We start from the raw sequence: 25,859 nt of genomic DNA on the forward strand, positions 1-25,859 counted from the left end.
GACGGTCAGAGTGCGATGTTGACGGCTTTGGTCTGGGTGTAGAGGTCGATGGCGGTCGCCCCGAGCTCACGTCCCCAACCGGACTGCTTGTATCCGCCGAACGGCATGGCGGTGTCGAACCCGTTGTACTGGTTGATCCACACCGAACCGGCCTTGAGCTGACGGGCCGTGAGGTGCGCCTTGGACAGGTCCTTGGTCCAGATTCCGGCGGCGAGGCCGTAGATGCTGCTGTTCGCCGCCTTCGCGACTCCCTCCTCGGCGTTGAACGGGAGCGCTGCGACGACGGGGCCGAAGATCTCCTCCTCGACGATGCTGAACTCGGGCTTCACGTCCACGAACACCGTCGGCTCGACGTAGAAGCCGGTGTCGCCCCAGCGCTTTCCGCCGGTGAGGGCGCGGGCGCCGTCGGCGAGTCCGGCGGCCAGGTAACCGGTGACCTTGTCGAACTGCTCCTGCGACACCAGCGGTCCGAGCTGGGTGGTGGGGTCGAGTCCGGGGCCGATCTTGACCTGGCCGGCGGCCTCGGCGACCGCTGCGGTGAAGTCGTCGAAGATGCTGTCCTCGACGAACATCCGGGTGCCTGCGACGCAGCACTGGCCGTGGTTGAACAGCCAGGCGTTGAGCGATCCGGTGACGGCGGCGTCGAAGTCCGCGTCCGCGAACACGACATTGGCGCTCTTGCCGCCGAGTTCGAGCGACACTTTCTTGAGGTTGCCCCGGGCGGCGTCGACGATCTTCTTCCCGACCTCGGTGGAGCCGGTGAACGCGATCTTGTCGACGTCGTCGTGCGCCGAGAGTGCCGCCCCGGCATCGCCGTAGCCGGTGACGATGTTGACGACGCCCGGCGGGAAGCCGGCCTCCTCGAACACCTCGCCGAGCAGGATCGCGGTGAGCGGGGTCTGCTCCGCGGGCTTGAGGATCACCGTGTTTCCGGCGGCGAGCGCGGGGGCCAACTTGAATGCGGCCATGAGCAGCGGGAAGTTCCAGGGAACGATCAGACCGCAGACGCCGACGGGTTCACGCAGCGTGTACGCGTGGAACTGGCCGCCGGGAACGAACGGCATGCTCACGTTGACCGTGCTGCCTTCGATCTTGGTGGCCCAGCCCGCGAAGTAGCGGAAGATGTCGGCCGACCAGGCGACGTCGACAGCCGCGGCGATGCCCGCCGACTTGCCGTTGTCCAGCGCCTCGAGCTGACCGAATTCTTCGGCGCGCTCGGAGAGGATGTCGCCGACCCGCCAGATCAGCCGTTCCCGCTCGTTGGGCTTCATCGTCGACCACGGGCCCTCGTCGAATGCCGTGCGTGCGGCGCGGACCGCCCGGTCGACGTCTTCGGCGCCACCGCGCGCGACGGTGGTCAGCACCTGCCCGTTGGCCGGGTCGATCGTCTCGAACGTCTCGCCGCTCGCCGATTCCACCCACTGCCCTCCGACGAGGAATCGCTTGGTGCCGGACAGAAAGTTCCGTACCGACGGCAAGAGTTCCGCTTGGCTGGGTTCGATCGTCGCTGTCATCAAAACCTCCGAAGTTGCGAATGTGACGTGGCTCATAGTGCACTGGTTGCCATATCACTAACTGTCCTGACTTCGGACACCTCCGGACGGTCGCGGATCGGTGGATGAAACTGCAGCTAGACGGTGATATCCAGGGCTCTGATCCGCACGTAGAGCGTGCTGCGGCTGATGCCCAGCGCGGCCGCGGCGTGCACCTTGTTGCCGCCGCATTCCTGCAGTGCGTCGACGATGGCCTGGCGTTCGGCGCGCTCGCGGCCGGCCAGCCGGGACACCCGCGTCGGCGTCCGATACTGGTCGGGTAGATCCGCGACGGCGATGTTCGCGCTGGTGCGCCTGCCCGCGGCCGCCTGCAGCACGACGGACAGTTCCGCGATGTTCCCCGGCCAGTCGCGGGCGATCAGAGCGTCGAGCGCGCTCGCGGTGAGCCGGAGACCGGGATCGACGGAATCGAGAATTCCCTGCGCGATGTCCGCGAATTCGCGGCTGCGTTGCCGCAGCGGCGGAAGCACCACCTGTCCCGGGCAGCGGCCGACCAGACCCGCAACGCCCGGTGGCAGATCACCGAGGGGAGAACTCGTCATCACGATTCGTGGCCCCGCGTCGGCCGCCGGCATCTTCACGACCAGCGGCAGCATCGACTCGGGCAGCAGTTGCACTTCCTCGATCGCCAGGACCGCGGAGGGTCCCGTGGCCAGCGTGAGAAGCCGGTCGATCCAGGCCTCGGCGCCATCGAGAGCGATGGCGGCCGTGTCCATACATACGAGCGACTGGTCGCCGGCCAGATCACGAACCGCCGTCGTCCTGCCGGTTCCCGGTTCGCCGCTGATCACCACCGGCTCCCGGGTCTCGCGCAGCCGCGACAACTCCGCCCTGCTGCGTTCGACGACGGAACTCGACGGAGACTTTCCGCGTCGGATGGGGGTGCTCGTCCGGCGATCCGGGCGGACGACGAAAACGGCCCCGCCGTCCGTGCCTGCCACGTGGTCGGCGCGGACCAACGCCGGTTCGCCCGAGGACAATTGGATCCGCACCGTCTTCGACTGCTCCGGGCGCAGGTCCGCGGCAAGCCCCCGCAGGGTCGCGTGATCGGACACCTGGAGCAGGTCGAGCGCCACCCGGTTGCTGAGCAGAATGTCCTCGCCGATCGCGGTGACCGCCATCTGATTCTGCGGCGACACCCGCTGGAACGCGTCCACGAGCCGCTGCTGAGACACCCGGGACCCTTCGAGCAGCCGTCGTTCGATGTCCCCGGCCGCGCGGGCCAGGAACGGGGCGAACAGCGGGTTGGCGCGCGACGCGACGCCCGTCATGTCGAGGATGCCCTCGACGCGGCGCGTCACCGGATGGACGATCGGGTGGCCGTAGCAGCTGAGGTCCTTGAACCGCTCGAGGTAGTGCTCCTCGCCGTGGATCACGACACCACGCCGGACTTCCATCGGCGTCCCCAGCGCGGTGGTCCCGACGCAGTCCTCGCCGAACCTCGACCCCAGCACCGCCCCGGCGCCGTCGATCAGGCGCTCGAGTTTGGGGCCGTCGAAGAGCCGGGCGACGATGCGGCAGTCGCGGTCGGCGAGCAGGACACAGAATCCGGTGCCCTGGATCTGCTGTTCCATTTCGTCGAGCACGGGTCGGGCCGCCTGCAGCAGGCGACTGGACTTGTCCAGGTCGGAGCAGGGGTCACCGGTCGGCGTCGAACTCGGTTCCAGGCCGCTGAGCGCCGAACGCTTCCAGGACAACGCAATCTCCGGCCGCATCGCCGCGTCCCCGGTCATGCCGCCAAACTCCAACCTCGACTCCTTGCCGCGCACGAATCCGGTCGTGCATCGGCGCACGACTCACACCCGAACGTACCCACACAGTGTGACCCACGCCATAGTGCCTGCGGACGCGGCGAGCAACTGTCCGGAATCCGGACAGTGCCGAGTTCCCTCAGTCGAACAGCCCCCGCACGAACGGGATGGTGTCGGCCTGCGAATCGATGAGCGTGCCGCTGTGGTCGGTGGGATAGGTCTTGAACGTGACCGGCTCACCGTTGGCGGTCAGGGCCGCGACCAGCGAGAACGCCGACGGTGCGGGCACGTCGATGTCGGTGAGCCCCTGCCCGATGAACAGGGGACGGTCGTACCCACTCGTCGGGACGCCCATGTAGTCCACGAGCAGCCCGTGGAAGTTCGGGATCTGGTTCAGCGGTTTGCTGAACAGGTCGCCGACCACCACACCTTCCACGACGTCGTGCAGTTCGTTGACGCACAGCTGCTCGGCGGCGTTCACGTACTGGGCGCCGAGCGGGGTGAGGTACGAGTCGAGGTCGATCTCGGGGTGCGCCGACCGCAGTCCCGCGAGGATGTAGAACAGGTACGACGTGAGGCCGGCGGGGATCGCCGTGGGTGGCACTCCCGGGCCCAGCGGCAGCAGTGTCAGCTCGATGTTCGCGGGTACGCCCATTCCCACTGCCCCGCGGTAGTCCAGCGTCTCCCCGCCGTACTCGGTGGCGTAGCGGGCGGTGGTGATCGCGGCGCCGCCGCCCTGCGACTGGCCGACCACCACCCACTTGTCCGACAGGGACTCGTCGACGGCGCGGGCGGCCTTCACCGAGTCGACGACGCTGTGCGCCTCGACCTTTCCGTCGAGGTACGGCATCACACCGGGTGTGCCGAGGCCGACGTAGTCGGTGGAGACGACGGCATATCCCTGCTCGAGCCAGTGTCCGAGATACGGGTAGTCACGCTCGGGGAGCGCGGGCCCGACGAGGGAGGGCGCGCAGTCGTCCGCGAGCCCGGACGTGCCGTGCGCCCACGCGACCACCGGCCAGCCCCCGTCGGGCGCCTCCCCCGGTGGCACGTACACGGCGCCGCTGCTGAGTGCGGGGCTCCCGTCGGACCCGATCGACCAGTAGGTGATTCGCTGCGCGTCGGCGGTGCCGGGGATCCAGAGGCCGGTCGGCAGCGGCTCGACGTTCACAACGCCCCCCGGCGCGCGTTCGGCCTCGTCGGCGAACGCGGCCGGGGAGGCGAGGCAGGTGCCGCCCACCGTCAGGGATGCGATCGCGACGCTTGCCGCGGCTCGCGCCATTCGTACCGAGTGTGTCTTCACCGCTTCAAGATAGAGCCTCACCCGCACGTGAGTGGCAAAGCGCACGGGAGCACGCTTTGCCACTCACGTGCACTACGTCTGGGACGCGAGATCCCGTCCCCGGGTCTCGGGAATCGTGATCAGTGCGGCGATCGAGACCGCGACCAGCGCGAGCGCGTACCACTCGAACAGTTCCGGCGAACCACGGTCCGCGAAGAATGTCTGGACATATGCGGCCGTCCCGCCGAATGCCGCCACACCGATCGAGTACGGCACTCCGACACCGGCCGCACGCAACCCGGTGGGGAACAGTTCCGCCATCATCGCGGGCATGACCGACAGGATCGCGCCCATCACGAACAGGGCGATCGCCATCGCGAAGAACAGCGTGACCGCGCTGTGCCCGATCATGGCGTTGAGCGGAAACAGCAGGGCAGCGATGCCGACGTTGCCGATGTACAGCACCGGTTTGCGTCCGATCCGGTCCGACAGCGCACCCCAGAACGGCAGCGACGCAATCAGTACGAGGTTTGCGCCGACCCCCGCCCACAGTGCGCCGGCCGGATCGATGCCCCGGACCGCGATCGCGTACGCCGGCGCCGACACGGCCCACACGTAGTAGACGACGGTGCCGCCGACCGTGAAGAACAGGATCTGGAACACCTGCCGCCGGTGCGCCAGGAACAGCTGCCACATCGACTGCTTCGCGGTCTCGTCGCCCGACTCCTCGTAGACTTCGGTCTCCCTCATCCGGGACCGCATCCACAACACGAACAGACCGAGCACGCCGCCCAGCAGGAACGGCACCCGCCAGCCCCAGTCGGCCATCTGCTCCGAACTCAGCGTCGTCGTGAGCAGTGCGCCGAGAAGCGTGCCGACGACGACTCCGGTGGTGTTGGAGATGTAGATGAGGCTGGACCACAGTCCACGCCGGGCCGTCGGCGCGAATTCGACGATGTAGGTCTGCGCGGACGGCAACTCGCCGCCGTGCGCGACGCCCTGCGCGAGGCGCGCCACGACGAGGACCACCGCCGCCGCGACGCCGATCGTCTGATGAGTCGGGGTCAGACCGATGACCAGGCTGCCGACCGCGGCCAGTCCGACGGCGAGCGTCATCGACAGCTTGCGTCCCCGTCGATCCGACATCCAGCCGAACAGCAGACCGCCGAACGGCCTGGCGACGAATCCGACGGCGAAGACACCGAACGACGCCAGCAGGTCGGAGACCGCGGAGCCGGTGTGGAAGAACTGCGGGGCGAAGAACGCGGCGAACGTCGCGTAGACGGTCCAGTCGAAGTACTCGATCCCATTGCCCGTGCCCACGCCGACGATCGCACGCGCCTTCTCCCAGCGCTCGGACCTCTGGGTAGTGGCCGGGCCGGCGTTCACGGACCCGCTCTCGGTGACGATCTCGGTCATCGTGCATCACTCCCCGCCGCCACAGCGGCACTGTCGAGTCGGGCATTGTCGAGGCGGGCCTTGTCCAGCCGTCGAACGGCCAGTCCGGCGTAGATGGTGGCGGCGTCGGCGAGCACCGCGTCGTCGAATTGTGCTCGGGGCGAATGGTTCATGGGAGCGGCAGCGGGATCGGCGCCGGGCATGCACGCGCCCAGTCCGATGAACGCACCGGGCACTTCCTGCAGGACGTAGGAGAAGTCCTCGGACCCGGCCATCGGATGCGTGACCGTCTCGTAGCGGTCCTCGCCCATGAGGTCGCTGACCACTTCGGCACCGAACGCGACCTCGTCGACGTCGTTGATCGTCATCGGAAACTCGGGAGCCACGGTGACGTCGACCTCGACCCGTTGCGCGGACGCCACGCCCTCGAGCACCCGGCGCAGCGCCGCCGGCACCTTCTCGTACGTGGCGGGCGAATAGCACCGGACCGTCGCCTCGAACCGCGCATCGTCGGGAATGATGTTGTGCCGCGACCCGGCCTGAACGTTCGCGACCGTCACGACGACGGGATCGAACACGTCGAACGTCCGGGTGATCATGGTCTGCAGCGACGTGATCATCTCGGCCATCGCGGTGATCGGATCCCGGGCGGTCGACGGGGACGATCCGTGTCCGCCCGCCCCGCGCACCGTGACCGTCAGCTTGTACGACGCCGCGAGCAGCGTGCCCGCCTTGGAGAAGAACCGCCCCTGCGGCTTCTGGCAGGAGAAGACGTGCATGCCGTAGGCGGTGTCGGCGCGGCGGCCGGCGGCGTCGAGCACCCCCTCGTCCACCATCACCTTGGCGCCGTCCCACCCCTCCTCGCCGGGCTGGAACATCAGGACGACGTCGCCCGCCAACTGGTCGCGATGACGGCTGAGCAGTTGCGCGGCGCCGACCAGCGCAGCGGTGTGCAGATCGTGCCCGCATCCGTGCATGGCGCCGTTCCGCGCCGCGAAGTCGAGTCCGGTCTGTTCGGTGACCGGGAGTCCGTCCATGTCGGCGCGCAGCAGCACCGTCTGCGCGGCGTCGACCGAACGCTTGCCGCCGCGGAGCACCGCGGTTACCGACGTCGTGTTCGTTCCCGTCGCGATCTCGAGCGGCAGGCCGTCCAACGCCTCGAGGACACGTTCCTGCGTGCGCGGCAGGTCCAGTCCGACCTCCGGTTCGCGGTGCAGCACGCGACGCAGTTGCACGAGGTCGCCCTGGAGGGCGCGGGCGTCGTCCAAGAGATTCATTGCTCTCCCTTATGTCGGTGGTCACTTTCTCGACCGAATGCGTCGGTGGTCATATGCTGTGATCCGCGGACCGACGGACCTCCGAGAGCGTCGAAAACGATCATCTGTGCCGACTCAGAAAGTGTTCTATGCGCGAAATGCTGACCGAATCCGAACTTTCGCTCATTCACGCGTTGCAGATCCGTCCACGGGCGACGTGGTCCGAGCTCGCCCCGATCCTGCGGACGACATCCGCGACGCTGGCGAGGCGGTGGGAGTCGATCACCGAACGCGGACTGGCCTGGATCACCGCGTATCCCGCGCCGATGACGGGCGGCGGTGCATTCACCGCCATGATCGAGGTGACGTGTGATCTCAGCGGCACGAAGGCGCTGGTCGAGGCACTCACTCGCGACCCGCGGGTGGCGTCGATCGAACATGCGGCGCGCGGGCGGGACCTCATCCTGACCGTGCAGACGGGATCCCTGCACGAGTTGTCGGACCTGGTGCTCGAGGAGTTGCCCGGCCACCCGAGCGTCAATTCGACCCGGACTCACACGTGCACCGCACTCCACGCGGAGGGCAGTCGCTGGCGCCTCGATTCCCTGGACACGGCACAGTCCGCCGCGATCGCTGCACTGGAGAGCACTTCTCCGCAGTCCGGATCGGCTCGGCCGGAAAGCCTGACGGACGAGGTCGCCCGCGCGCTCGTCCGCGAACTCACCCGGAACGGCCGGGCGTCCGCGCGCGAGATCGCCTCCGTCATCGATCGGCCCGCGTCGTCGGTCCGCAGGCAGCTCGCGGGGTTGCTGCGCTCCCGTGCCGTGGTGCTGCGCTGCGACGTGGCCCAGGACGCGACGCGGTGGCCCATCACCGTCACGTGGTGGTGCCGCCTGCCCGTGCGTGCACACCGGGACGTCGTGGAGGTCGTCAACACCCGGCCCGAACTGAGGTTGTGCATGTCGCTCACCGGCCCTGCCAACTTCCTCGTCAGCATGTGGGTGCCTTCGCTGCCGGACCTGTTGCGGGTGCAGGAGTGGCTGGAGAGCCGGGCCCCCAGCCTCGAGATCATCGACTCGTCGGTGACACTCCGGTCCCGGAAGCGGATGGGGTGGGAACTGGACACCCGCGGCCGCGCGACCGGTTATGTCACCGCGCACGGCGGCTGACCGCTACGGTCGAATGCGCCATCATCGGACCGGCTGGAGCAGGTGATCACCGTGACCTCTACCGCGAAAACGTCGACTACCGGCGAGCGTGCCGACTTGCTGGAGTCGCTGGCGAAACACCGCTACTTCCTCCGCTACACCGTCCGGGACCTCACCGACGAACAGGCGGCCCAGCGCACGACGGCGAGCGAACTGTGTCTGGGGGGACTCGTCAAACACGTGTCGGACGTCGAACGGGTGTGGGCCGACTTCATCGTGCGCGGCACCGACGCCGTGCGCGGCGGTCCCGCGGACGGCACCGGCACCGGCAATCGCGAGAAGGAGTTCACCCTCCGCGACGACGAGACGCTGGCCGACGTACTCGACCGGTACGCGAAGGTGGCGCACCGGACCGATGAGATCGTGGCCTCGCTACCCGACCTCGACATCTCGCATCCGCTGCCGAAGGCGCCGTGGTTCGAACCGGGATCACGCTGGTCCGCGCGCCGGGTCCTGCTCCACATCATCGGTGAGACCGCCCAGCACGCCGGGCACGCCGACATCATCAGGGAGGCTCTCGACGGGTCGAAGACGATGGGCTGAGTCAGCCACGTTTACGGGCCTCTATGAGGAAGCGGGTCGAGTGGGCCACGAACGGCCCCTCCGCCTCGATCAGGTCGTGAAGTCCCTGCAGGCGCTCGCGGTACTGGGGGACGGTGAAGCCGGGCACCATCCAGATCACTTTGCGCAGGAAGTAGACGACGGCGCCGATGTCGAAGAACTCGATCCGCAGAGATTCGAAACGGAGATCGACGATCTCGAGACCGGCGGCCTGCGCGTCCGCACTCTCGTCCTCGTAGTGGCGGCCACGCCGCACGTTCTCGGGTTGCGGCCCCAGGAAGTACTCGACGAGTTCGAAGACACTGGCATGCCCGACGTGCTGCGAGAAGTACGTGCCTCCGGGTTGCAGGACGCGGGCGATCTCGTCCCACCACACCGTGGCGGGGTGCCTGCTCGTCACCAGGTCGAAGGCGCCGCCCGCGAAGGGCAGCGGCGGTTCGTCCGCGTCGGCCACCACCACCGCTCCGAGCGGATGCAGCAGCGCCGTGGCCTTCGCGACGTTCGGCGGCCACGATTCCGTCGCCACCATCACGCGAGGCATTTTCGCGGCGCCGGCGAGGACCTCCCCTCCCCCGGTCTGGATGTCCAGAGCGGCGTTCGCGCGCGCGAGCCGTTCACCCATCAGGCGCTGATACCCCCACGACGGCCGCCGTTCGGTGGCCCGGCCGTCCAGCCAGGAGAAATCCCAGCCGTCCACCGACACGGATTCCGCCTCGGCCACCAACTCCTCGAATGTGCGTGCCATGCCGGGAAGCCTGACAGAAAGTTCCGGATCGATCGAGCGGATTACCGGGGGAAGCACCGGGCCGTCGCCGACGTTGATCCACATATGACCGTCCCGGAACACCGCACCCGAATCGCCGAGGAACGCGCCGACGCCGAACGCCGCATCGCGTCGCTGACCGGCCGTTTCACCACGATCGTGGAAGGGTCGGAATTCACCACGGACGACGACGAACACGACCCTGAGGGCTCGACCATCGCGTTCGAACGGGCCCAGGTGTCGGCGCTACTGGCCGACGCCCGGCGCGAGGTCGAGGATCTGGCGGCGGCGCAACAGCGACTCGACAGTGGGACGTACGGCCTCTGCATTCGGTGCGGCCTGCCGATCGCCGATGTGCGACTCGACGCGCTACCTGCCGCTCAGACCTGTATCGACTGCGCCGGTTAGTCGGTGTCGCCGGGCAGGAGGGCTCCCCATTCCCGGGTGGCCACGTCCCGTGCCCGTCGATGGTCGTCCGCGGCAGGGTGCACGCCATCGGCCAGGTCGGCGAGGGCTTCCGCCAGATCCCCGACATCGACCTGATGCCGCATGGAGGAATCGAGTAGTTCGTCGAAGGCCTGATCCGCGCTGTACGAGCTTCCGCGCGCGGTGGTCAGGATCTGAATTGCAGCGTCCAAAGCGGACAGGTGCCGTGTCGCGCGGGTGTCGCGGTGAGCTTCGATCGTCAATATTCCGCCTCTGAGGTGTCGCCACTGGGCGTTGCCGGTCTCTTGTCACCACATCACATCACGATCCGGACGTCCGTGTTGCCGAATCGAGACCGTGTCCGAAAGTTGTTTCTCGACAGCAGGATACGAACTCCGGCAAGATACTTGTAACTCTCGTTACTACTTCGGGGTTCTACCCGTCGGTAGGAGACGGGCGGCGCCACCGAACGGAGGCCGCATGGACGCGCGGGTTTTGCCGGTCGTCGCCGTTCTCGCACTCGCGGCGGCCGCGGGCTGCGCCGACGAGCAGGCCGTCGCGCCCGACCCCAGCCGAGACGAGGCGTCGATCGTGGACGCCCTGAATCAGTGGCCACGCGACTTCGCGAACAAGGATGTGGCTGCGGTGTGCTCGCTGTTCGCCCCCGACGTCGTCGTGATCTACCCCGGCGCCGAGGACCGCGACTACGACGCCACGTGCGCGCAGTTTCAGCGCGTACTCACCGCCCCCGACCGGACCTTCACGTATGCGGCGCCCGAGATCGCCGACGTACTCGTCGACGGCGACCTCGCCGCGGTGCGCCTGGTGTGGCCGCTCACCGTCACCGACGCTTCGGGCACCGTTCTCGAGAGTGTCCGCGAATCGGGCGTCGACGTGTTCCGCCGCCAGCCGGGCGGCAGCTGGAAGATCCACGTGTCGCACGCCTTCCCGTTGACCGGGTAACGCATTTCTGAATGGCTCCAGAACAGCGGATCGAAACCGAACAGACCGGCCATTCCGGAATACTGGTTCCGGGTGGAGGTCTCCGCCCGACGCGATCGGACGGCCGTGCGCCGCGCAGCCCCTGTGGACCCGTGTGACCAGAACTGTTCAGAATCGGGATGATTGACGTGAAACTCGTCGTCGACCTCAATCGGTGCCAGGGTTACGCACAGTGCGTGTTCCTCGCACCCGACGTCTTCACCCTGCACGGAGAAGAGGCTCTTCTCTACGACGCGGGCCCCACCGACGACGAACGCGACCACGTGTCGCAAGCCGCCGCCGCGTGCCCGGTGCATGCCATCACCACGGACATCCCCGACCGACACGATGGGCAGTGAGGTGCGGATCGTCATCGTCGGTGCGTCGCTCGCGGGCGTGCGCGCCGCGGAGGCACTGCGGGGGCAGGGCTTCGACGGCTCCCTGACCCTGATCGGCGACGAACCCTACGAGCCGTACGACAGGCCCCCGCTGTCGAAGGCCGTGCTCCTCGGAATCATGTCGCCCGACCACGCGGCGCTGCCCTACCGCCCGGACCTCGACGCGGAGTGGCGCCTCGGCGTGCGGGCCACCAGTCTCGACCTGGAGAACAACCGGGTGGTTCTGAGCGACGGCGACACCGTCGAGTTCGACAAGGTACTGATCGCGACCGGCGTCCGCGCCAGGCCGTGGTCGAACTCGTCCGAGGCCGCGCTCGACGGCGTCTTCACCATCCGAACCTGCGACGACTCGCGCCGGCTGAACGAGCGACTGTCGGCCGGACCGCGTCACGTCCTGGTGATCGGGGCCGGGTTCACCGGCTCGGAGATCGCGTCGGTGTGCCGGGAGCGCGGGCTGTCCGTGACGGTCACCGAGCGTGGGCCGGCACCCCTGGTCGGTGCGCTCGGCGGAGTGGTGGCGGCGGTCGCGGCCGACATGCAACGCGACCACGGTGTCGACCTGCGCACCGGGGTCACGGTGACCGGCCTCGACGGGGACGGCAACGGGCAGCTGTGCCGTGCGCATCTGTCGGACGGGACCACACTCGACGTCGACGTGGCGATCGTCGCGCAGGGCAGTATCCGCAACACCGACTGGCTGTTCGGCTCCGGTCTCGCCGCCGGACCCCGGGGAGTCACGTGCGACGCCGGTTGCCGGGCGTTCGACATCAACGGCATCGTCACCGACAACGTGTTCGTCGCCGGCGACGTTGCGCGACAACCTCATCCGCTCTACGACTACCAACTGCTGGCACTGGAGCACTGGGGCAACGCGATCGGTCAGGCCGAGGTGGCGGCGCACAACATGATCCACGACGGTCTCCGTCGGCGGCCGCACCTGGAGATTCCGGCGTTCTGGTCCAGCCAGTTCGGCGTCAACATCAAGTCCGTGGGTATCCCCACCTACTCCGATCAGGTAGTGATCACGCAGGGTTCCGTCGCCGACCGGCGATTCGTGGCGGCGTACGGCTTCCGCGGACGCGTCACGGCCGCCGTGGCGTTCAATCAGGGTAAGTGGCTCGATTTCTACCGGGGACTGATCGAGTCGGCCGCCGCGTTCCCCCCGGACTTCGACGTCATGGACCGGGCGGAACCGTTCGAGGTGCGCTCGTCGGAGTTGCCGGACCCGGCCGTTCTCAGCCACGGACCCACCGTCGCGGTGACCGGCCATCTGCCCACCGAACGTCGTGTCGAGTTCGTCTCGCTACCGAAGTAACAGGGAGAGTGTCCATGTCGCGTGCGCAGCTGTTCCAGCGGATCACCGACCAGGCGAGCCGGCCGAATCCGTATCCGCTGTACGAGGAACTTCGTGAGACGCGGGTGGCGCCGCAGGACAACGGTTCCTACCTCGTCGGACGGTATTACGACGTGATGGCACTCCTGCACGACCCGAGGATCAGCTCCGACCTGCACAACCGTGGGCCCGGACTCCCCGGAGCGGATCGCGCCGGCGACGGGCCGGAGTCGTTCCTCAAACTCGATCCGCCCGAGCATGATCGGTTGCGCAGACTGACGACGCGACAGTTCGGTCCGCCGCACAGCCCCGACCGCATCGACTCCATGCGTGGCGAACTCTCCACACTCGTCACGAAACTGGTCGACGGACTGGACGGCAAGGAGCGCATCGACATCGTCGACGACTTCGCCTACCCCTTCCCCGTCACCGTCATCTGCCGACTGCTCGGGGTGCCCCACGAGGAGGAACCCAGGTTCCACGTCTGGGCCGACGCGCTGGTGGCAGCCATCGACCCGCGGCGCACCAGCGCCGACAACGAGCAGGTCAAGGTGGCGCAGAAGGCCCAGATGGAGATGGCCATGTTCATGGCCGGTCTCATCGAGGACCGTCGCCGCGATCCCGGGGACGACATGCTGTCGGGGCTCGCCAACGATTCGGGGCCCGACGGTCAGTTGAACACCGTCGAGTTGGTCACCAACTCCATCCTGCTGTTCATCGCCGGGCACGAGACCACCGTCAACCTCATCACCAACGGCATGCTGACGTTGCTGCGCAATCCCGACGTTCTCGAACGACTTCGCGCCGAACCGGAGTTGATGCCGCAGGCTGTGGAGGAACTGCTCCGCTTCGAACCGCCCGTGCATCTCCTGGGCCAGCGAACGCCGATCGTGGACATCGAGATCGACGGTGTCACCGTCCCGAAGGGTTCGCCCCTCGTCCTGGCATTGGCATCGGCGAATCGCGATCCCGAACGCTTCGTCGACGCCGACAAGTTCGTCCCCGACCGCGCGGACAACCAGCATGTGGGTCTGGGCAGCGGCATCCACAGTTGCTTCGGCGCTCCCCTCGCCCGCCTCGAAGGGCAGATGGCGCTCGCCGAACTCATCCGCCGCCTCCCCAATCCGCGCCTCGTCGAGGACCCGCCGGCCTACCGGCCCAACCCGGTCCTGCGAGGCCCCCGGCACCTGCTGGTGGACTGCGGGTGACAGTGGCATCCCGAGAATTGCTCGAGAATGCCGTCGATGTGGCGGCTCGTGTCGAGCACAGTTCCGAACGTGTGCTGTAACGAACAGCTACTGCCGGTCATTGGTGGCCGGGCGACGGTGCGCCGACCGGTTCCCTCGACGATCCGAGGCATTTCGATTTGATGCCTCGGATCGTCGAGGAGAAGCCAACACAGTCGCATCGGGTCCGGGGTAGCTGACAGCGTGTTGTCACGGCGCCCGGGCCTCTCCTCGCGCATGCCCGATCAACTCACCAGGGTGATGCCGGTGGTTGATGCGCGGTCCTCGGGTGGGGTCGATGTGCGGCGGTGGGATCCATTCGGTCCGGCCCGCGTGCGTGGAAGGCGCTGGCGCGGACCTCGTCGCCCAGCCAGCCGGTCCGTCGTTAACCTGGGCGTGGCAGGCGTCGCAGACCAGGGTCAGACCTTCGATGTCGGTATTTCCGCCCTTGTGCCAGTCCGTGACATGGTGCACCGCACACAGACTCGCCGGCGCCGAACACCCCGGCCGGGTGCAACCCCCGTCCGCGGCGATCAGGGCGAGCCGCTGGTCGGCACTGGCCAGACGACGCCGTCGACCCAGGTGCAACGGACGACCTGCATGGTCGAACAATACGAGCACCGGATGCGCATTCTCTGCCAGGGCCAGTGCGTCCTCGATCGGGAGCAGGCCTCCGGTGGCCGTCGTGGCCAGGCCACCGACCGCCTTCTCCAACTGCTCGAGGGTCATCGTGACGATCACCGTCGTCGGCAGGCCCCGGTGCCGACCGAGCACCCCCGACTCGAGCAGCGCCCGGAATACCGCGCTGAACGCGTCGTGATTGCGCTGCGCTGCGGTGCGGGTATCGCGTGCGACCGCGGCCGCCAGCACGTCACGATCGATCGCCGGGTTCTCGCCGTCGCCGGCCGGCGAGTCGGGATCGTCCGGGTTGTTCATTCCGGGTCGCGCCCACTTGGCGAGGATCGGATCGAGCATCGCCCGTGCGACAGGGTCGAGTTCACCGGAGATTCTCGACATCAGTTCGGTGTCCTGTCGACCGATCGAAATGCCACGCCGGCGTTTCCGGTCGCGGTCGTCGCCGAGATTTCCGTCCGGATTCAGATATGCCAGCAGCCGGTGTCCGGCCTGCTCCACATCCTCCGGGGTTCCGCTCCGCGCCAGCATGGCCAGTACGGCCTCTGCATCTGCCACTGCGTCGTTGCCGACGGCATGGGGAATCTTCCGCATCACTTTCGCGATCGCCCGGACATGATCCGTGCCGATGTCACCGTCGGCTTGTGCCGCAGCGGTTTCCGGAAAGACGGGTGGCATCGGATCGCCCGCCAGGGTGTGCCACACCCCCAGTTCACGGGCGGCGGTGACACGGGCGGACGCGTCCGCGCCCGAGATCCGGAGCACCTCGATCAGGAGCTTCTTCGGCGACGAGTATCCCAGGCTCGCCGAGACCGAGCGTTCCACGCTCTCCACCACCAATCGGTGTGAGACCGCTTCCGCGCGGCGAAGGGACTGCTCCACCCCGCACATCACCTCGATGAGCTCACTGTCCGACAGTTCGGCCAACCCGGCATCGAGCAACCCGTCCACCGCGGCAGCGAGCATCGACAGATGCTCCGCCACCCGGATACCCACCGACCCCCCAGTCGAACTCATGTGCGAATACTATCGCGGGGGTCCGACAAGTTTCGGAGCTCGAACTCCGGCGGCCGATCGCGTCGACACCGGCGAGCTACATGAGCCGCTCAGAGCCGACAGGCGCGGGGACATACACGCCCCGGCCGAGGAAGAACAAAAGTCGGTCGCCAGAACCATTGCAAGCCAGACGCATAAAGAGAAACTTTGCGCTGGAATTCAGGGCCCACGATGTGGCGTAGCTGTCGTCGGCAGTCCAGTTGGGCGCGCTTCCGAACTCGACCTTCCACCGGACCGATCAGCGCCGGCGATCTCGCAGTGATTCGGATGGGGTCACGCCGTACTTGCGGCGGTAGGCGGCGGCGAATCTGCCGGTGTGCATGATCCCCCAGCGTGTTGCGACTTCGGAAACGGTTGCACAGGAACCGCTTCCGGTGAGGTCGGCATGGACACGTTCGAGGCGCACGTCGACGAGGTACTCCATCGGCGTCATGCCCACATATTCGCGGAACCCCTGCTGCATCCGCCGGACGCTCACGCCGACGAGTTCGGCCATCTCCCCCGCGCTCCACGGGCGGGCCGGGTCCTGCTGGATCGCGTCGATGACCCGCTTGACGATGCGCGGCCGGATACCCGCGGCGCCCGTGTCGTCGTCCGGCATCGCAGTGAGCACCAGCGCGGTGGTCAACGCTCCGCACAATTGCTGCGACACCTGATCACTGTGCAGGAGAACGCTGTCGCGCAACGCCTGGTCGGCGACGGAACGGACGAATCTGAGCCACTCGGCGCCGGCGCCGGTTCGCAAGTCGAGTTGCCGCGGCAACTCCTGCCCGGGCCGTGCGAGCACCCGGTCCATCTCGCGCTGCAGATAGTCCCTGTCCACCTTGAAACCGATTATCTCGCAGGAACTGCTCCAGTTGGTGATGACGGTCCGAGTGTCGGGCGGGCAGATTGTGGCCAGCCCCGGCGTCGATGTCACTTCCGTGCCACCGGTGACGGAAACGATACGGCCGGTCAGGGGGATGTTGATGCCGTACGCACCCGGATGGTCGGACTCGATCGACACGGGCGCCCCGAAACCGATCCGGGCGAGCCTGGACGCCCCCATCGCGGAGGACTCCAGCGACGACCGCGCCGCGGTGTCCCGAGACAGCGGACGCAGCTCGTGCGGGAAGTACGCGTCCGCGACCACCTCGTGAACCTCGTCCCAGTCGGTGAACCCGGGACCTTCCAGCTGTCCTCGCATGCGTACGTCCAGACCTCTCACCTCGCCCCACGACCGCGCATAAGCAACTCCCGACCCTAGCATCGCCTGTGACTCACGTCACTGCAAGTGCCGACGACCCACGTCCGGCAAACCCGTTTCGCGTTCCGGATCGCGGCTTCGCAATGAGGATCGACGGACTGTGACGCCCGTCATACGTTGTGCAGGTCCCCAATCGCAGGGGCTATCGCACGAATCGTGCAGAAAGGCGGTCAGGAGAAATGGACCAGCGCACTCTGCGTAACATTTTCGGCCAGTTCGCCAGTGGTGTCACCGTGATCACGTGCGCCAATGTTGCCGGCGAGCCGCACGGCGCGACCGTCACCGCCTTCACCGCCGTCTCGATCGAGCCGCGGCTGTGCCAGGTGACGTTGACCCGGAAGTCGAAGGCATGCAGCTACCTCAGCGATGCGCCGTTCGCGGTGAACATTCTGGCCGCCGATCAGCTCGACACGGCCATGCATTTCGCCGGCAAACCGCAACGGACGGAACCGTTGTGGGATTCCGCGGGAATCGCTCCCGCACTGTCCGGCAACGCGGCGACGCTGATCTGTTCTCCCTGGGCTTCCTATGACGGTGGTGACCATGTCATCTTCATCGGCGAGATCGTCGACGCCTCTGTCGACTCAAAGAAGGATCCACTGCTGTTCTACCGCAGTACCTTTCATGATCTCGGCGCCGCATCGGGCGCCACGGCGTGGAACGGCTGCCTCGACGACCCCCACAGCGGATGGTTCGACGCCGCTGCATCCTTCACTCCTCTCCACTTGCAGCTCGCCCAGGCTGCCTCGTAATCCTGACGGAAGGACAACACCATGACCACCACAGAAGCTGCCCCCGAGAACACCGTCGACCGCAGCAAGGTCAACGTCGCCGAAGACTGTGAGGCCAATCGCACCGCGAACTTCGCGTCGCGCCCGATGACCGGTGACGAGTACATAGAGTCGCTGCGCGACGACCGGGAGATCTACCTGCACGGCGAACGTGTCAAGGATGTCACCACGCATCCGGCGTTCCGCAACCCGATCCGGATGACCGCCCGCCTCTACGACGCGATGCACACCGGCGAGCATGTCGAGACCCTGACCACCCCCACCGACACCGGCAACGGCGGCGTGACGATGCCGTTCTTCCGGGCATCGAAGAACTCCGACGATCTGCTGAAGGATCGTGATGCGATCGCCACCTGGGCGCGGATGACGTACGGGTGGATGGGCCGCTCCCCCGACTACAAGGCCTCGTTCCTCGGCACCCTGCACGCGAACAAGGAGCTGTATTCGCCGTTCCAGGCCAACGCCGAACGCTGGTACAAGGAATCGCAGGAGAAGGTCCTGTACTGGAACCACGCGATCATCAACCCGCCGGTCGACCGTCAGCTGCCCCCGGACGAGGTCGGGGACGTGTTCATGAAGGTGGAGAAGGAGACCGACGCCGGCCTGATCGTGTCCGGCGCGAAGGTGGTGGCCACCGGCTCGGCCATCACCAACTACAACTTCATCGCCCACTACGGGCTGCCGATCAAGAAGAAGCAATTCGCGCTGATCTGCACCGTCCCGATGGACGCGCCTGGGGTGAAGCTGATCTGCCGCACGTCCTACACCCAGCAGGCCGCGGTAATGGGCTCCCCGTTCGACTACCCGCTGTCGAGCCGGATGGACGAGAACGACACCATCTTCGTCTTCGACAAGGTGCTGGTGCCGTGGGAGAACGTGTTCATGTACGGCGACGTCGACAAGATCAACGCGTTCTTCCCGCAGTCCGGGTTCCTGCCCCGGTTCACCCTGCAGGGCTGCACCCGCCTGGCGGTGAAGCTGGACTTCATCGCCGGCCTGCTGATGAAGGCCCTCGACGCCACCGGGGCGGGCGGCTTCCGCGGAGTGCAGACCCGCGTCGGCGAGGTCATCGGCTGGCGGAACCTGTTCTGGTCGTTGACCGAATCGATGGTGCGCGACCCCGAGCCGTGGGTGGGCGACACCGTCATCCCGAAGCTCGAGTACGGGCTGACGTACCGGATGTTCATGCAGCAGGGGTACCCGCGGATCAAGGAGATCATCGAGCAGGACGTCGCGTCCGGGCTGATCTACCTGCCGTCCTCGTCCGCCGACTTCAAGAGCCCCGACGTCCGCCCGTACCTGGACAAGTACGTCCGCGGCTCGGAGGGGATGCCCGCGGTCGAGCGGGTGAAGATCATGAAGGCGCTGTGGGATTCGATCGGCAGCGAGTTCGGTGGCCGTCACGAACTGTACGAGCGCAACTACGCCGGCAACCACGAGGGTGTGAAGGCGGAACTGCTGATGTTCGCCGAGAACCGGGGCACGGTCAGCTCCATGAAGGGGTTGGCCGAGCAGTGCCTGGCCGAGTACGACCTCGACGGGTGGACGGTCCCCGACCTGATCGGCAACGACGACGTGTCCTACTTCGGCCGCAGCTAGCCCCCAGGATCAGGAGAAGCCATGACCACCATCGACAGCCCGACCGCGGTCGGCTCCGGCAACGCCGCCACCGACAAGTTCAAGGGCGCCCGATTCACCGCCGACACGTCCCCGCAACGCCTGTCCGCGATCGCCACCGAGGCGCTTGCCGGGTTGAGCGCGCTGATCCACAAGCATGCCGTCACCTACCCGGAGTACCGCGTCCTCAAGCAGTGGCTCATCGACGTGGGCGAGGGCGGCGAGTGGCCGCTGCTGCTCGACGTGTTCGTCGAGCACGACATCGAGGAGGTGAACTCCCGCAGGTTCCGGGGCACCAAGGGCAGCATCGAGGGACCGTACTACGTGCCCGGGGCACCGGAACTGCCCGCGCGGTGCACCCTGCCGATTCGCGACGAGGACCGGGCGCATCCCGCGCTCGTCCTCCGGGGCCGGGTGACCGACCTCGACGGTGCCGGACTCGGCGGCGCGATCATCGAGTTGTGGCACGCCGACGACGAGGGCTACTACTCGCAGTTCGCTCCGCACCTGCCGGAATGGAACCTGCGCGGGACCATCGTCACCGATCCGGAGGGACGGTACGAGATCACCACCATCGAGCCTGCCCCGTACCAGATCCCGACGGACGGCCCGACCGGACAGTTCATCGAGGGGGCCGGCTGGCACCCGTGGCGTCCGGCGCACCTGCACCTGCGGGTGACGTCCCCGGGCAAGGAGCCGATCATCACGCAGCTGTACTTCGCGGGTGGCGACTGGATCGACGACGACGTCGCCACCGCAACGAAACCCGAACTCCTCCTCGATCCGCAGCTCGACGGCACCGGGCGTAAGGTTGTCAGCTACGACTTCGCGCTCGATCCCGCCGTGGACTGAGACACTCATCATTCCCCGGGCGACACGAAAGATCGTGTCGCCCGGGGTTTCAACGTCTGTGGAGGAATTATCATGCCGAGCACATCACACGCGCGGACGACGGAATTCGTGCACACCACGACGGCCGCGATCGAGGTCGTGGTCGAGGGCAGCGGCCCCTCGGTGATCCTGCTGCCCTCGCTCGGGCGCGAGTCATACGACTACGACGACGTGGCGACTGGACTCGCCCAGAACGGGTTCCGGGTCTCCCGTCCCCAGCCGCGTGGCATCGGCCGGAGCACGGGACCGCTGGAGGACGTCACGTTGCACGACCTGGCCGCCGACGTCGGAGCGGTGATCGAGGAACAGGACAACGGCGCGGCCGTCGTGGTCGGTCATGCCTTCGGGCACTACGTGGCACGAATGCTGGCCGCCGACCGGCCCGACCTGGTGCGCGGCGTCGTCGTAGCTGCGGCGGGTGCACGCGACTACCCGGCCGCGTTGACAGTGCTGGCCGTCAAATGCTCCGATTCCTCACTGTCCGAAGCGGAGCGGATCGGCTACCTGCAGGCCGGATTCTTCGCCCCCGGCAACGATCCGACCGAGTGGCTGACCGGCTGGTATCCGGAGGTGTCGAAGCGTCAGCTTGCCGCCTCGGCCGCCACACCCAAGGACGAGTGGTGGGAGGTCGCCCGCCAGCCGATCCTGGACTTGCAGTCCGCTCTCGATCCGTTCCGTCCACGCGAGACGGAGAACGAATTGCGGGACCGGTTCGGCGAATTGGTCACCGTGACCGTCGTCCCGAACGCGAGCCACGCGCTGATGCCGGAAGCGCCCGCACAGGTTGTGCGGGCGCTCACCGACTGGATTCGGGCTCTCGACAGCTGAGCGGTCAGCTCTGCTTCTCACGCAGTGCGGAAATCCCTTTCGTGATCGGTCCAGCGCTGCGCCCATTCTCGCAGTTCGACCGCTCGGATCTTGGCTCCGTTACCGCCCACGGTGGTCGGCATCTCCTCGATCACGTGCACCGCGGCCGGAACCTTGAACGCCGCCAAAGACTCTGCGCACCAAGCCTTGAGCTCGACGGCATCGGCCGACGTGCCTTCGGCGGGAACAACGAACGCCACGGCCTCGGTGTATCCGCCGGTGCCGGTGATGCCCACGACCTTCGTCAGGTGGACGGCCTCGTGTTCGGCGAGCCGGTGCTCGATCTCGGCGGGGTCCACCAGGAACCCGCGTAGCCGGAGCACGTCCCCCATTCGGCATACATACGTATAGCCTCCGTCGCCGGTCGCGACGGCCAGGTCGCCGCTGCGGAACCACCCGTCCTTCGTGAATGCGCGTGCAGCGGCATCCGGATTGCCGAGGTAGGCGTCGACGACATTCGGTCCGCGCACCTGAAGCTCACCCTGCTCACCCTCCGGGAGGACCGTGTCATCCAACGGGTCGGCGATGCGAACCTCGATGCCGGGTTCGACCGGACGTCCACCGCCGTTCCAGCGCAGGGATTCCGGATCCGCGGCATCCCACAGCAGCATCAGCGCGAACACCTCGGACGACCCGAAGACGCCCGTCGTGACGGTGCCGAACTCGTCACGCACCCACGCGGCCACCTCGTGCGACCGACCGAGGAAGTCGGCGATCCCGAGGCGCTTCAACGACGACAGGTCGGCGCGTTCGCCCCCGTGCCACGTGTCGTAGAGCCGGGTGAAGAGATCGTCGCCGCCGACCACGTGGGTGACCTTCATCGACTCCATGCGGGCCAGCGTGGCCGCGGCGTCGAAGACGGGTTCCATCAGCAGGGTGCCGCCGCCGGCGAGAGTCGCCAAGGCGGTGCTGTATCCGAATACCCCGGAGACCGGTAGCACGCACAGTGTGACGTCGCCGGGTTCGATGTCGAGGACGACAGTGTCGGCACGCGCGTGGCGAACCACCGCCGATTCGCGATGGGCCGCGAGTTTGGGAACACCAGTGGATCCGGACGTCGTGAACGCGACTGCGAGCGCGTCGTCCGAGGCGGCCCGCTCGCCGGCCGCCGTGGTGGTTGCCATGTCGGGTGTCTCCGGCACCTGGACGGTTCCGGTGTCCGCGCTGCCTGCGGTCCAGGCGCCGCCGCCGAGGTCGAATCGCGACGGGTCGGGAGCGTCGCCCGTCGTTCCGGGACCGCGCACGACGGCGACAGCCGGAGCCGGGAGGTCGAGGGAGTGCTGTGCCTCTTGGAGTCGGCCGAACAGGTCGAGACCGTGGAAGTGGTCGGCGACGGCCACAACCGCGGGACGCGCCGACGTGAGGATGTGTGCGATCTCGTGCGTGTTGTAGCGGGTGTTGACGCCGATGACGTGTGCACCCACGGCGGACGCGGCGAGTTGCCAGACGATCGCGTCCGACCAGTTCGGCAGCAGGACGGCCACGCACTGGCCGCGCAGGACGCCTACCCGCAGGAGCTCCGACTTCAGTGCGTCGACGCGGGCACGGAGTTCGGCTCGGCTGGTGACGATCGGCTCGCCGTCGACAACGTCGAGGGTGGCAGCGGCATCCGGGGCGGCGGCCACGAGTTCGTCGAGAAGCGAGGCGAGTGTGCCACGGCGCGTGGCCGTGTCGTGCGCCGTCACGAGAGCACCACCGCCGCACGCTGTTCGGTCAACCACTCGTCCGCGACCGAGGCGAAGTCGTCGATCTCCTCCATCGGGTAGTGGCCGATGCCCTCGAGCAGGGTGAACGACGCAAGCCCCGGCCGGGCGGCGTCGAGCGTCGACGCGGTCTGCTCGACGCGTCCGGCGTCGATCCACGGGTCCTGCGCCCCGGCGACGAGTCTGAGGGGGCAGGTGATCTCGGCGATCCGGTCGCGGACGTCGTGGGTGCCCCAGCCGATGAGGTCGGAGGACGAGATCTCCGGGTCCTCACGCTTGTGCATCGTGGCGATCAGGCGCGCCTTGGCCTCGGGCACGGCATGTCCGACGGAGGCCAGCGTGCCCAGGTAGGTGCGGTCGGCGCGGCTGGGTCCGGCGACGTCCTCGAGTTCGCGGCGCAGTCCACTCACGTTGACGCGGCCGGGACCGGCCTCCGCTGCCATCGCGATCGCTCCGGCGAGCGGCCTCGACGGCCGCGTGGCGAGCTCGAGTGTCAGCTTGCCTCCGATGGAACACCCGATGACGAAAGGCCGTTCGACTGCGAGCGCATCGAGGACCTTCCCGAGCCAGTCCCCGAAGGTGACGATACTGGTGACGGGTCCGTCGACCGCGGGCTCGGAACGTCCGTGCCCCGGAAGGTCGGGGACGATCACCCGGTAGCCCCGGCCTGCCAGTTCGGACGCGACGTGCCGCCACTGGACTCCGCTCTGGCCTGCGGTGTGCAGGCACAGAACGGTGGGCACGCCGGTGTCGGGGTGATTGTCGGGGGTGATGATCTCGACGAAGCCGAGCGCTCCGTCGATCTCCAGATATCGGGCCTCGATCATGGCCGGGCCTCCCTTCCGCACGTGAGTGGCAAAGTGTGCCCCGCGACGCTTTGCCACTCACGTGCGGCGGTGCGGGCATGGGCAATGATGATGTCGAGTGGTTTGGTGAGTCGCAGGTACTCGTACCCGTCACCGCTGGAGGAGAATTCACCACTGATGGCGCGGCGTAAGAATTCGTTCCGTTCGGCGAACACCAGGTCGACCCAGGTGACGGCCGGGGCGATGAGCGTGAACGTGGCCCCGCCCGGGACTCGGCGGGCGACGTCGATGATGCGTCCGCGGTAGATCCGCAGTTGCAGTTCGCGGGCCCGGCCCGAGGAGTCGGTGCAACGCAGACCCACGGTGCCGTCCCACGTCGACAACGAGGACGCGAAGGCCGGATCAGCGGAGAGGGATTCGCGCAGACGCTCTCCCCAGGCGGGCGTGCAGAAGTCGACAGCCGGATCGAATCGGACATCGGACGGTTCGGGCGAACGCCACGTCTCGATTCCCTCCTCGCGTATCGACCCGGCCTCGTCGACGAGCCGCAGGTGGCGATCGAACACAGCTCCGTCCTCGGACTGTTCGACGCGTGTGACGACCGACTCGACGTGGACGACATCGTCGCCCGTCACCGCGGACTGCGAATTCCATTGCAGTCCTGTGCGTGTGGCGCCGGACGTCGTCGGCGGAGCGAGTACTCCTGCCACGACGATTCCCGTCAACGATGCTTCCGGCAGGGGCAGTCCGAGTTCGGAGACTCGCCGGGCGTCGCTCACAGTGCGATCGCCGACGGCGATGCTTGTGGTGAGTGTGCTCATTCGGCAGTCCTTCCCAGGAGTTCGTCGGAGATGATCCGCATCTGGATCTCGCTGGTGCCCTCGAAGATCTTCGTCAACCGCGCATCCCGCCAGTGCCGCTCCACCTGAAAATCGGTGGTGTACCCGGCGCCGCCGTGAATCTGCACCGCCTCACTGGTCACCCGTTCGGCCATCTCCGTCGCCACCAACTTGCACATCGACGCCTCCAACGAACACCGCCGCCCGGTATCGATATCGGTGGCCACCGAATACATCAACTGCCGCGCCGCCTCGATGTCGGCGGCCATCTTCGCCACTTTGAACCGCAGATGCTGAAAGTCCGCCAGCTCGTGCCCGAACTGACGGCGGGTATGCAGGTACGCGATCGAATCCTCCAACGCGCCCCGCGCCAGACCAATCGCCCGGGCCGCGGTATGCGCCCGCCCCACCTCCAGACCGGACACCGCCAGATAGAAACCCTTGCCCTCCTCACCGAGCATCGCCGTCGCCGGTACCCGGAAATTGTCGAACGAGAGCTCCCACGTGCTCCACCCGAAATACCCGATCTTGCGGATCTTCGTTCCGCTGATCCCTTCGGGGAATCCGCCGCGCTGCTTGTCGATCAGGAACGCGCTGATCCCCCGGTGTGGCTTCGCCGGATCCTTGTGCGGATCGGTACGCGCGAACAGCACCAGGTAGTCGGCCTCGTCGGCGTACGTGCACCACATCTTCGTGCCGCTGATCACCCAGTCGTCACCGTCCCGGGTGGCACGGCACGAAATGTTCGCGACGTCGGATCCGGCCTCGGCCTCCGACAACGCGTACGCACCCAGGTACTCGCCGCGGGCGACCTTCGGCAGCAACGCCGCCTCCTGCTCCGGGGTGAACCCGCCGCCCATCCCGTTGCCGCGGGCCAGCAGCCCCGACACGCTCATCCACGCCCGGGACAACTCCTCCGCGACCAGGCAGTACTCGAACACGCCGAGGCCGAGACCGCCGTGCTCCTCGGGGATCATGATCCCGAAGAACCCGACCTCGGCCATCGCCTTCTTCAACGTGTCCGGGATGGTGCCCCGCACCGGGTCGAGTTCGTTCGCGACCGGGAGCACCTGCGTCATCGCGAAGTCGCGTGCCAGGTCGCGGATCGCCACTCGGTCCTCGGTCAGATACCGCGGCGAATCGGTACGCGGCTGCGACGGCCTGTGAGTCATGGACACTCCTCATCCACTCGAACTACGGGGCGCGACACGGGAGAACTCGCGGTTCCGCCCTCGCATCACATTAACGCTTGTTCACCCAGTAGAGCACGGACG

The 25,859-nt window shown here is 67.4% G+C and carries 24 protein-coding genes; 11 read left to right on the top strand and 13 right to left on the bottom strand.

Features of this window, described 5'->3' with window-relative positions; translation table 11 throughout:
* Positions 1-5: 5 nt before the first annotated feature.
* The 5 genes from ACFVJ3_RS23540 to ACFVJ3_RS23560 all read right to left on the bottom strand — a co-directional run bounded on the left by ACFVJ3_RS23540 (position 6) and on the right by ACFVJ3_RS23560 (position 7,261).
* Positions 6-1,514, bottom strand: a complete 1,509-nt coding sequence (locus ACFVJ3_RS23540) for an aldehyde dehydrogenase family protein (protein WP_378454329.1) — start codon at positions 1,512-1,514, stop codon at positions 6-8.
* Between the two features lie 116 nt (positions 1,515-1,630).
* Positions 1,631-3,286: a sigma-54-dependent Fis family transcriptional regulator gene (locus tag ACFVJ3_RS23545; RefSeq protein WP_378454330.1), complete on the bottom strand. Its 1,656-nt coding sequence runs from the start codon at positions 3,284-3,286 to the stop codon at positions 1,631-1,633.
* 157 nt (positions 3,287-3,443) lie between these two features.
* Positions 3,444-4,586, bottom strand: coding sequence for a lipase family protein (locus ACFVJ3_RS23550; protein WP_378454393.1), 1,143 nt, complete (start codon positions 4,584-4,586; stop codon positions 3,444-3,446).
* A gap of 93 nt (positions 4,587-4,679) precedes the next feature.
* On the bottom strand, positions 4,680-6,005 hold the full coding sequence (locus tag ACFVJ3_RS23555) for an MFS transporter (RefSeq protein ID WP_378454331.1): 1,326 nt from the start codon (positions 6,003-6,005) through the stop codon (positions 4,680-4,682).
* Positions 6,002-7,261, bottom strand: a complete 1,260-nt coding sequence (locus ACFVJ3_RS23560; RefSeq protein WP_378454332.1) for a M20 family metallopeptidase — start codon at positions 7,259-7,261, stop codon at positions 6,002-6,004. Before ACFVJ3_RS23560 ends, ACFVJ3_RS23555 begins: the two co-directional genes overlap by 4 nt.
* A gap of 128 nt (positions 7,262-7,389) precedes the next feature.
* Here ACFVJ3_RS23560 and ACFVJ3_RS23565 point away from each other — a divergent pair, with 128 nt between their 5' ends.
* Together ACFVJ3_RS23565 and ACFVJ3_RS23570 are read left to right on the top strand one after the other, a co-directional pair.
* On the top strand, positions 7,390-8,409 hold the full coding sequence (locus ACFVJ3_RS23565; protein ID WP_378454333.1) for an Lrp/AsnC family transcriptional regulator: 1,020 nt from the start codon (positions 7,390-7,392) through the stop codon (positions 8,407-8,409).
* A 42-nt stretch (positions 8,410-8,451) separates the two neighbouring features.
* On the top strand, positions 8,452-8,991 hold the full coding sequence (locus ACFVJ3_RS23570) for a DinB family protein (RefSeq protein ID WP_378454334.1): 540 nt from the start codon (positions 8,452-8,454) through the stop codon (positions 8,989-8,991).
* Position 8,992: 1 nt separating this feature from the next.
* Here the strand turns inward: ACFVJ3_RS23570 and ACFVJ3_RS23575 are convergent, their stop codons facing one another.
* On the bottom strand, positions 8,993-9,754 hold the full coding sequence (locus ACFVJ3_RS23575) for a class I SAM-dependent methyltransferase (RefSeq protein ID WP_378454335.1): 762 nt from the start codon (positions 9,752-9,754) through the stop codon (positions 8,993-8,995).
* 84 nt (positions 9,755-9,838) lie between these two features.
* Here ACFVJ3_RS23575 and ACFVJ3_RS23580 point away from each other — a divergent pair, with 84 nt between their 5' ends.
* Entirely contained in the window at positions 9,839-10,180 is a 342-nt protein-coding gene (locus tag ACFVJ3_RS23580; RefSeq protein WP_378454336.1) for a TraR/DksA family transcriptional regulator, read from the top strand.
* On the opposite strand, the gene ACFVJ3_RS23585 is transcribed toward ACFVJ3_RS23580, so the two are convergent.
* Positions 10,177-10,461 (bottom strand): ANTAR domain-containing protein, encoded by a 285-nt coding sequence (locus ACFVJ3_RS23585; protein ID WP_378454337.1) that lies wholly within the window; start codon positions 10,459-10,461, stop codon positions 10,177-10,179. The genes ACFVJ3_RS23580 and ACFVJ3_RS23585 overlap by 4 nt on opposite strands.
* A 217-nt stretch (positions 10,462-10,678) precedes the next feature.
* Here ACFVJ3_RS23585 and ACFVJ3_RS23590 point away from each other — a divergent pair, with 217 nt between their 5' ends.
* The 4 genes from ACFVJ3_RS23590 (at position 10,679) to ACFVJ3_RS23605 (ending at position 14,118) form a co-directional block, all read left to right on the top strand.
* On the top strand, positions 10,679-11,161 hold the full coding sequence (locus ACFVJ3_RS23590) for a YybH family protein (RefSeq protein ID WP_378454338.1): 483 nt from the start codon (positions 10,679-10,681) through the stop codon (positions 11,159-11,161).
* A gap of 158 nt (positions 11,162-11,319) precedes the next feature.
* Entirely contained in the window at positions 11,320-11,538 is a 219-nt protein-coding gene (locus ACFVJ3_RS23595; RefSeq protein WP_378454339.1) for a ferredoxin, read from the top strand.
* The gene (locus ACFVJ3_RS23600) at positions 11,528-12,892 is read left to right on the top strand and encodes an NAD(P)/FAD-dependent oxidoreductase (protein ID WP_378454340.1); all 1,365 of its coding nucleotides are present in this window, start codon (positions 11,528-11,530) and stop codon (positions 12,890-12,892) included. The genes ACFVJ3_RS23595 and ACFVJ3_RS23600 overlap by 11 nt, the downstream gene beginning before the upstream one ends.
* Before the next feature lie 14 nt (positions 12,893-12,906).
* The gene (locus ACFVJ3_RS23605; protein ID WP_378454341.1) at positions 12,907-14,118 is read left to right on the top strand and encodes a cytochrome P450; all 1,212 of its coding nucleotides are present in this window, start codon (positions 12,907-12,909) and stop codon (positions 14,116-14,118) included.
* A 228-nt stretch (positions 14,119-14,346) separates the two neighbouring features.
* Here ACFVJ3_RS23605 and ACFVJ3_RS23610 read toward each other — a convergent pair whose 3' ends face one another.
* Both ACFVJ3_RS23610 and ACFVJ3_RS23615 read right to left on the bottom strand, forming a co-directional pair.
* Positions 14,347-15,786 (bottom strand): DUF222 domain-containing protein, encoded by a 1,440-nt coding sequence (locus ACFVJ3_RS23610; protein WP_378454342.1) that lies wholly within the window; start codon positions 15,784-15,786, stop codon positions 14,347-14,349.
* Positions 15,787-16,063: 277 nt separating this feature from the next.
* Positions 16,064-17,011, bottom strand: a complete 948-nt coding sequence (locus ACFVJ3_RS23615) for an AraC family transcriptional regulator (protein WP_378454343.1) — start codon at positions 17,009-17,011, stop codon at positions 16,064-16,066.
* Between the two features lie 239 nt (positions 17,012-17,250).
* On the opposite strand from ACFVJ3_RS23615, the gene ACFVJ3_RS23620 reads away from it, so the two are divergent.
* From ACFVJ3_RS23620 to ACFVJ3_RS23635, 4 genes are all read left to right on the top strand, one after another.
* Positions 17,251-17,823: a flavin reductase family protein gene (locus ACFVJ3_RS23620; RefSeq protein ID WP_378454344.1), complete on the top strand. Its 573-nt coding sequence runs from the start codon at positions 17,251-17,253 to the stop codon at positions 17,821-17,823.
* Between the two features lie 21 nt (positions 17,824-17,844).
* Positions 17,845-19,461, top strand: a complete 1,617-nt coding sequence (locus ACFVJ3_RS23625) for a 4-hydroxyphenylacetate 3-hydroxylase family protein (protein WP_378454345.1) — start codon at positions 17,845-17,847, stop codon at positions 19,459-19,461.
* Between the two features lie 21 nt (positions 19,462-19,482).
* Entirely contained in the window at positions 19,483-20,331 is an 849-nt protein-coding gene (gene catA / locus ACFVJ3_RS23630; protein WP_378454346.1) for a catechol 1,2-dioxygenase, read from the top strand.
* 72 nt (positions 20,332-20,403) lie between these two features.
* A complete protein-coding gene (locus tag ACFVJ3_RS23635; protein ID WP_378454347.1) occupies positions 20,404-21,198 on the top strand; it encodes an alpha/beta fold hydrolase in 795 nt (264 codons plus the stop codon).
* Between the two features lie 17 nt (positions 21,199-21,215).
* On the opposite strand, the gene ACFVJ3_RS23640 is transcribed toward ACFVJ3_RS23635, so the two are convergent.
* The 4 genes from ACFVJ3_RS23640 to ACFVJ3_RS23655 are packed head-to-tail and all read right to left on the bottom strand — an operon-like array spanning position 21,216 to position 25,757.
* Positions 21,216-22,922 (bottom strand): AMP-binding protein, encoded by a 1,707-nt coding sequence (locus ACFVJ3_RS23640; protein ID WP_378454348.1) that lies wholly within the window; start codon positions 22,920-22,922, stop codon positions 21,216-21,218.
* Positions 22,919-23,767: an alpha/beta fold hydrolase gene (locus ACFVJ3_RS23645; protein ID WP_378454349.1), complete on the bottom strand. Its 849-nt coding sequence runs from the start codon at positions 23,765-23,767 to the stop codon at positions 22,919-22,921. Before ACFVJ3_RS23645 ends, ACFVJ3_RS23640 begins: the two co-directional genes overlap by 4 nt.
* Positions 23,764-24,567 carry a hypothetical protein gene (locus tag ACFVJ3_RS23650; RefSeq protein ID WP_378454350.1) on the bottom strand — a complete coding sequence of 268 codons (804 nt, stop codon included), beginning with the start codon at positions 24,565-24,567 and terminating at the stop codon, positions 23,764-23,766. Before ACFVJ3_RS23650 ends, ACFVJ3_RS23645 begins: the two co-directional genes overlap by 4 nt.
* Positions 24,564-25,757, bottom strand: coding sequence for an acyl-CoA dehydrogenase family protein (locus ACFVJ3_RS23655; protein ID WP_378454351.1), 1,194 nt, complete (start codon positions 25,755-25,757; stop codon positions 24,564-24,566). Before ACFVJ3_RS23655 ends, ACFVJ3_RS23650 begins: the two co-directional genes overlap by 4 nt.
* Positions 25,758-25,859: the final 102 nt, after the last annotated feature.

The sequence above is a fragment of the Rhodococcus sp. NPDC127593 genome, assembly GCF_042671975.1.
In the GTDB taxonomy this organism is placed as follows: Bacteria; Actinomycetota; Actinomycetes; order Mycobacteriales; family Mycobacteriaceae; genus Rhodococcus_F.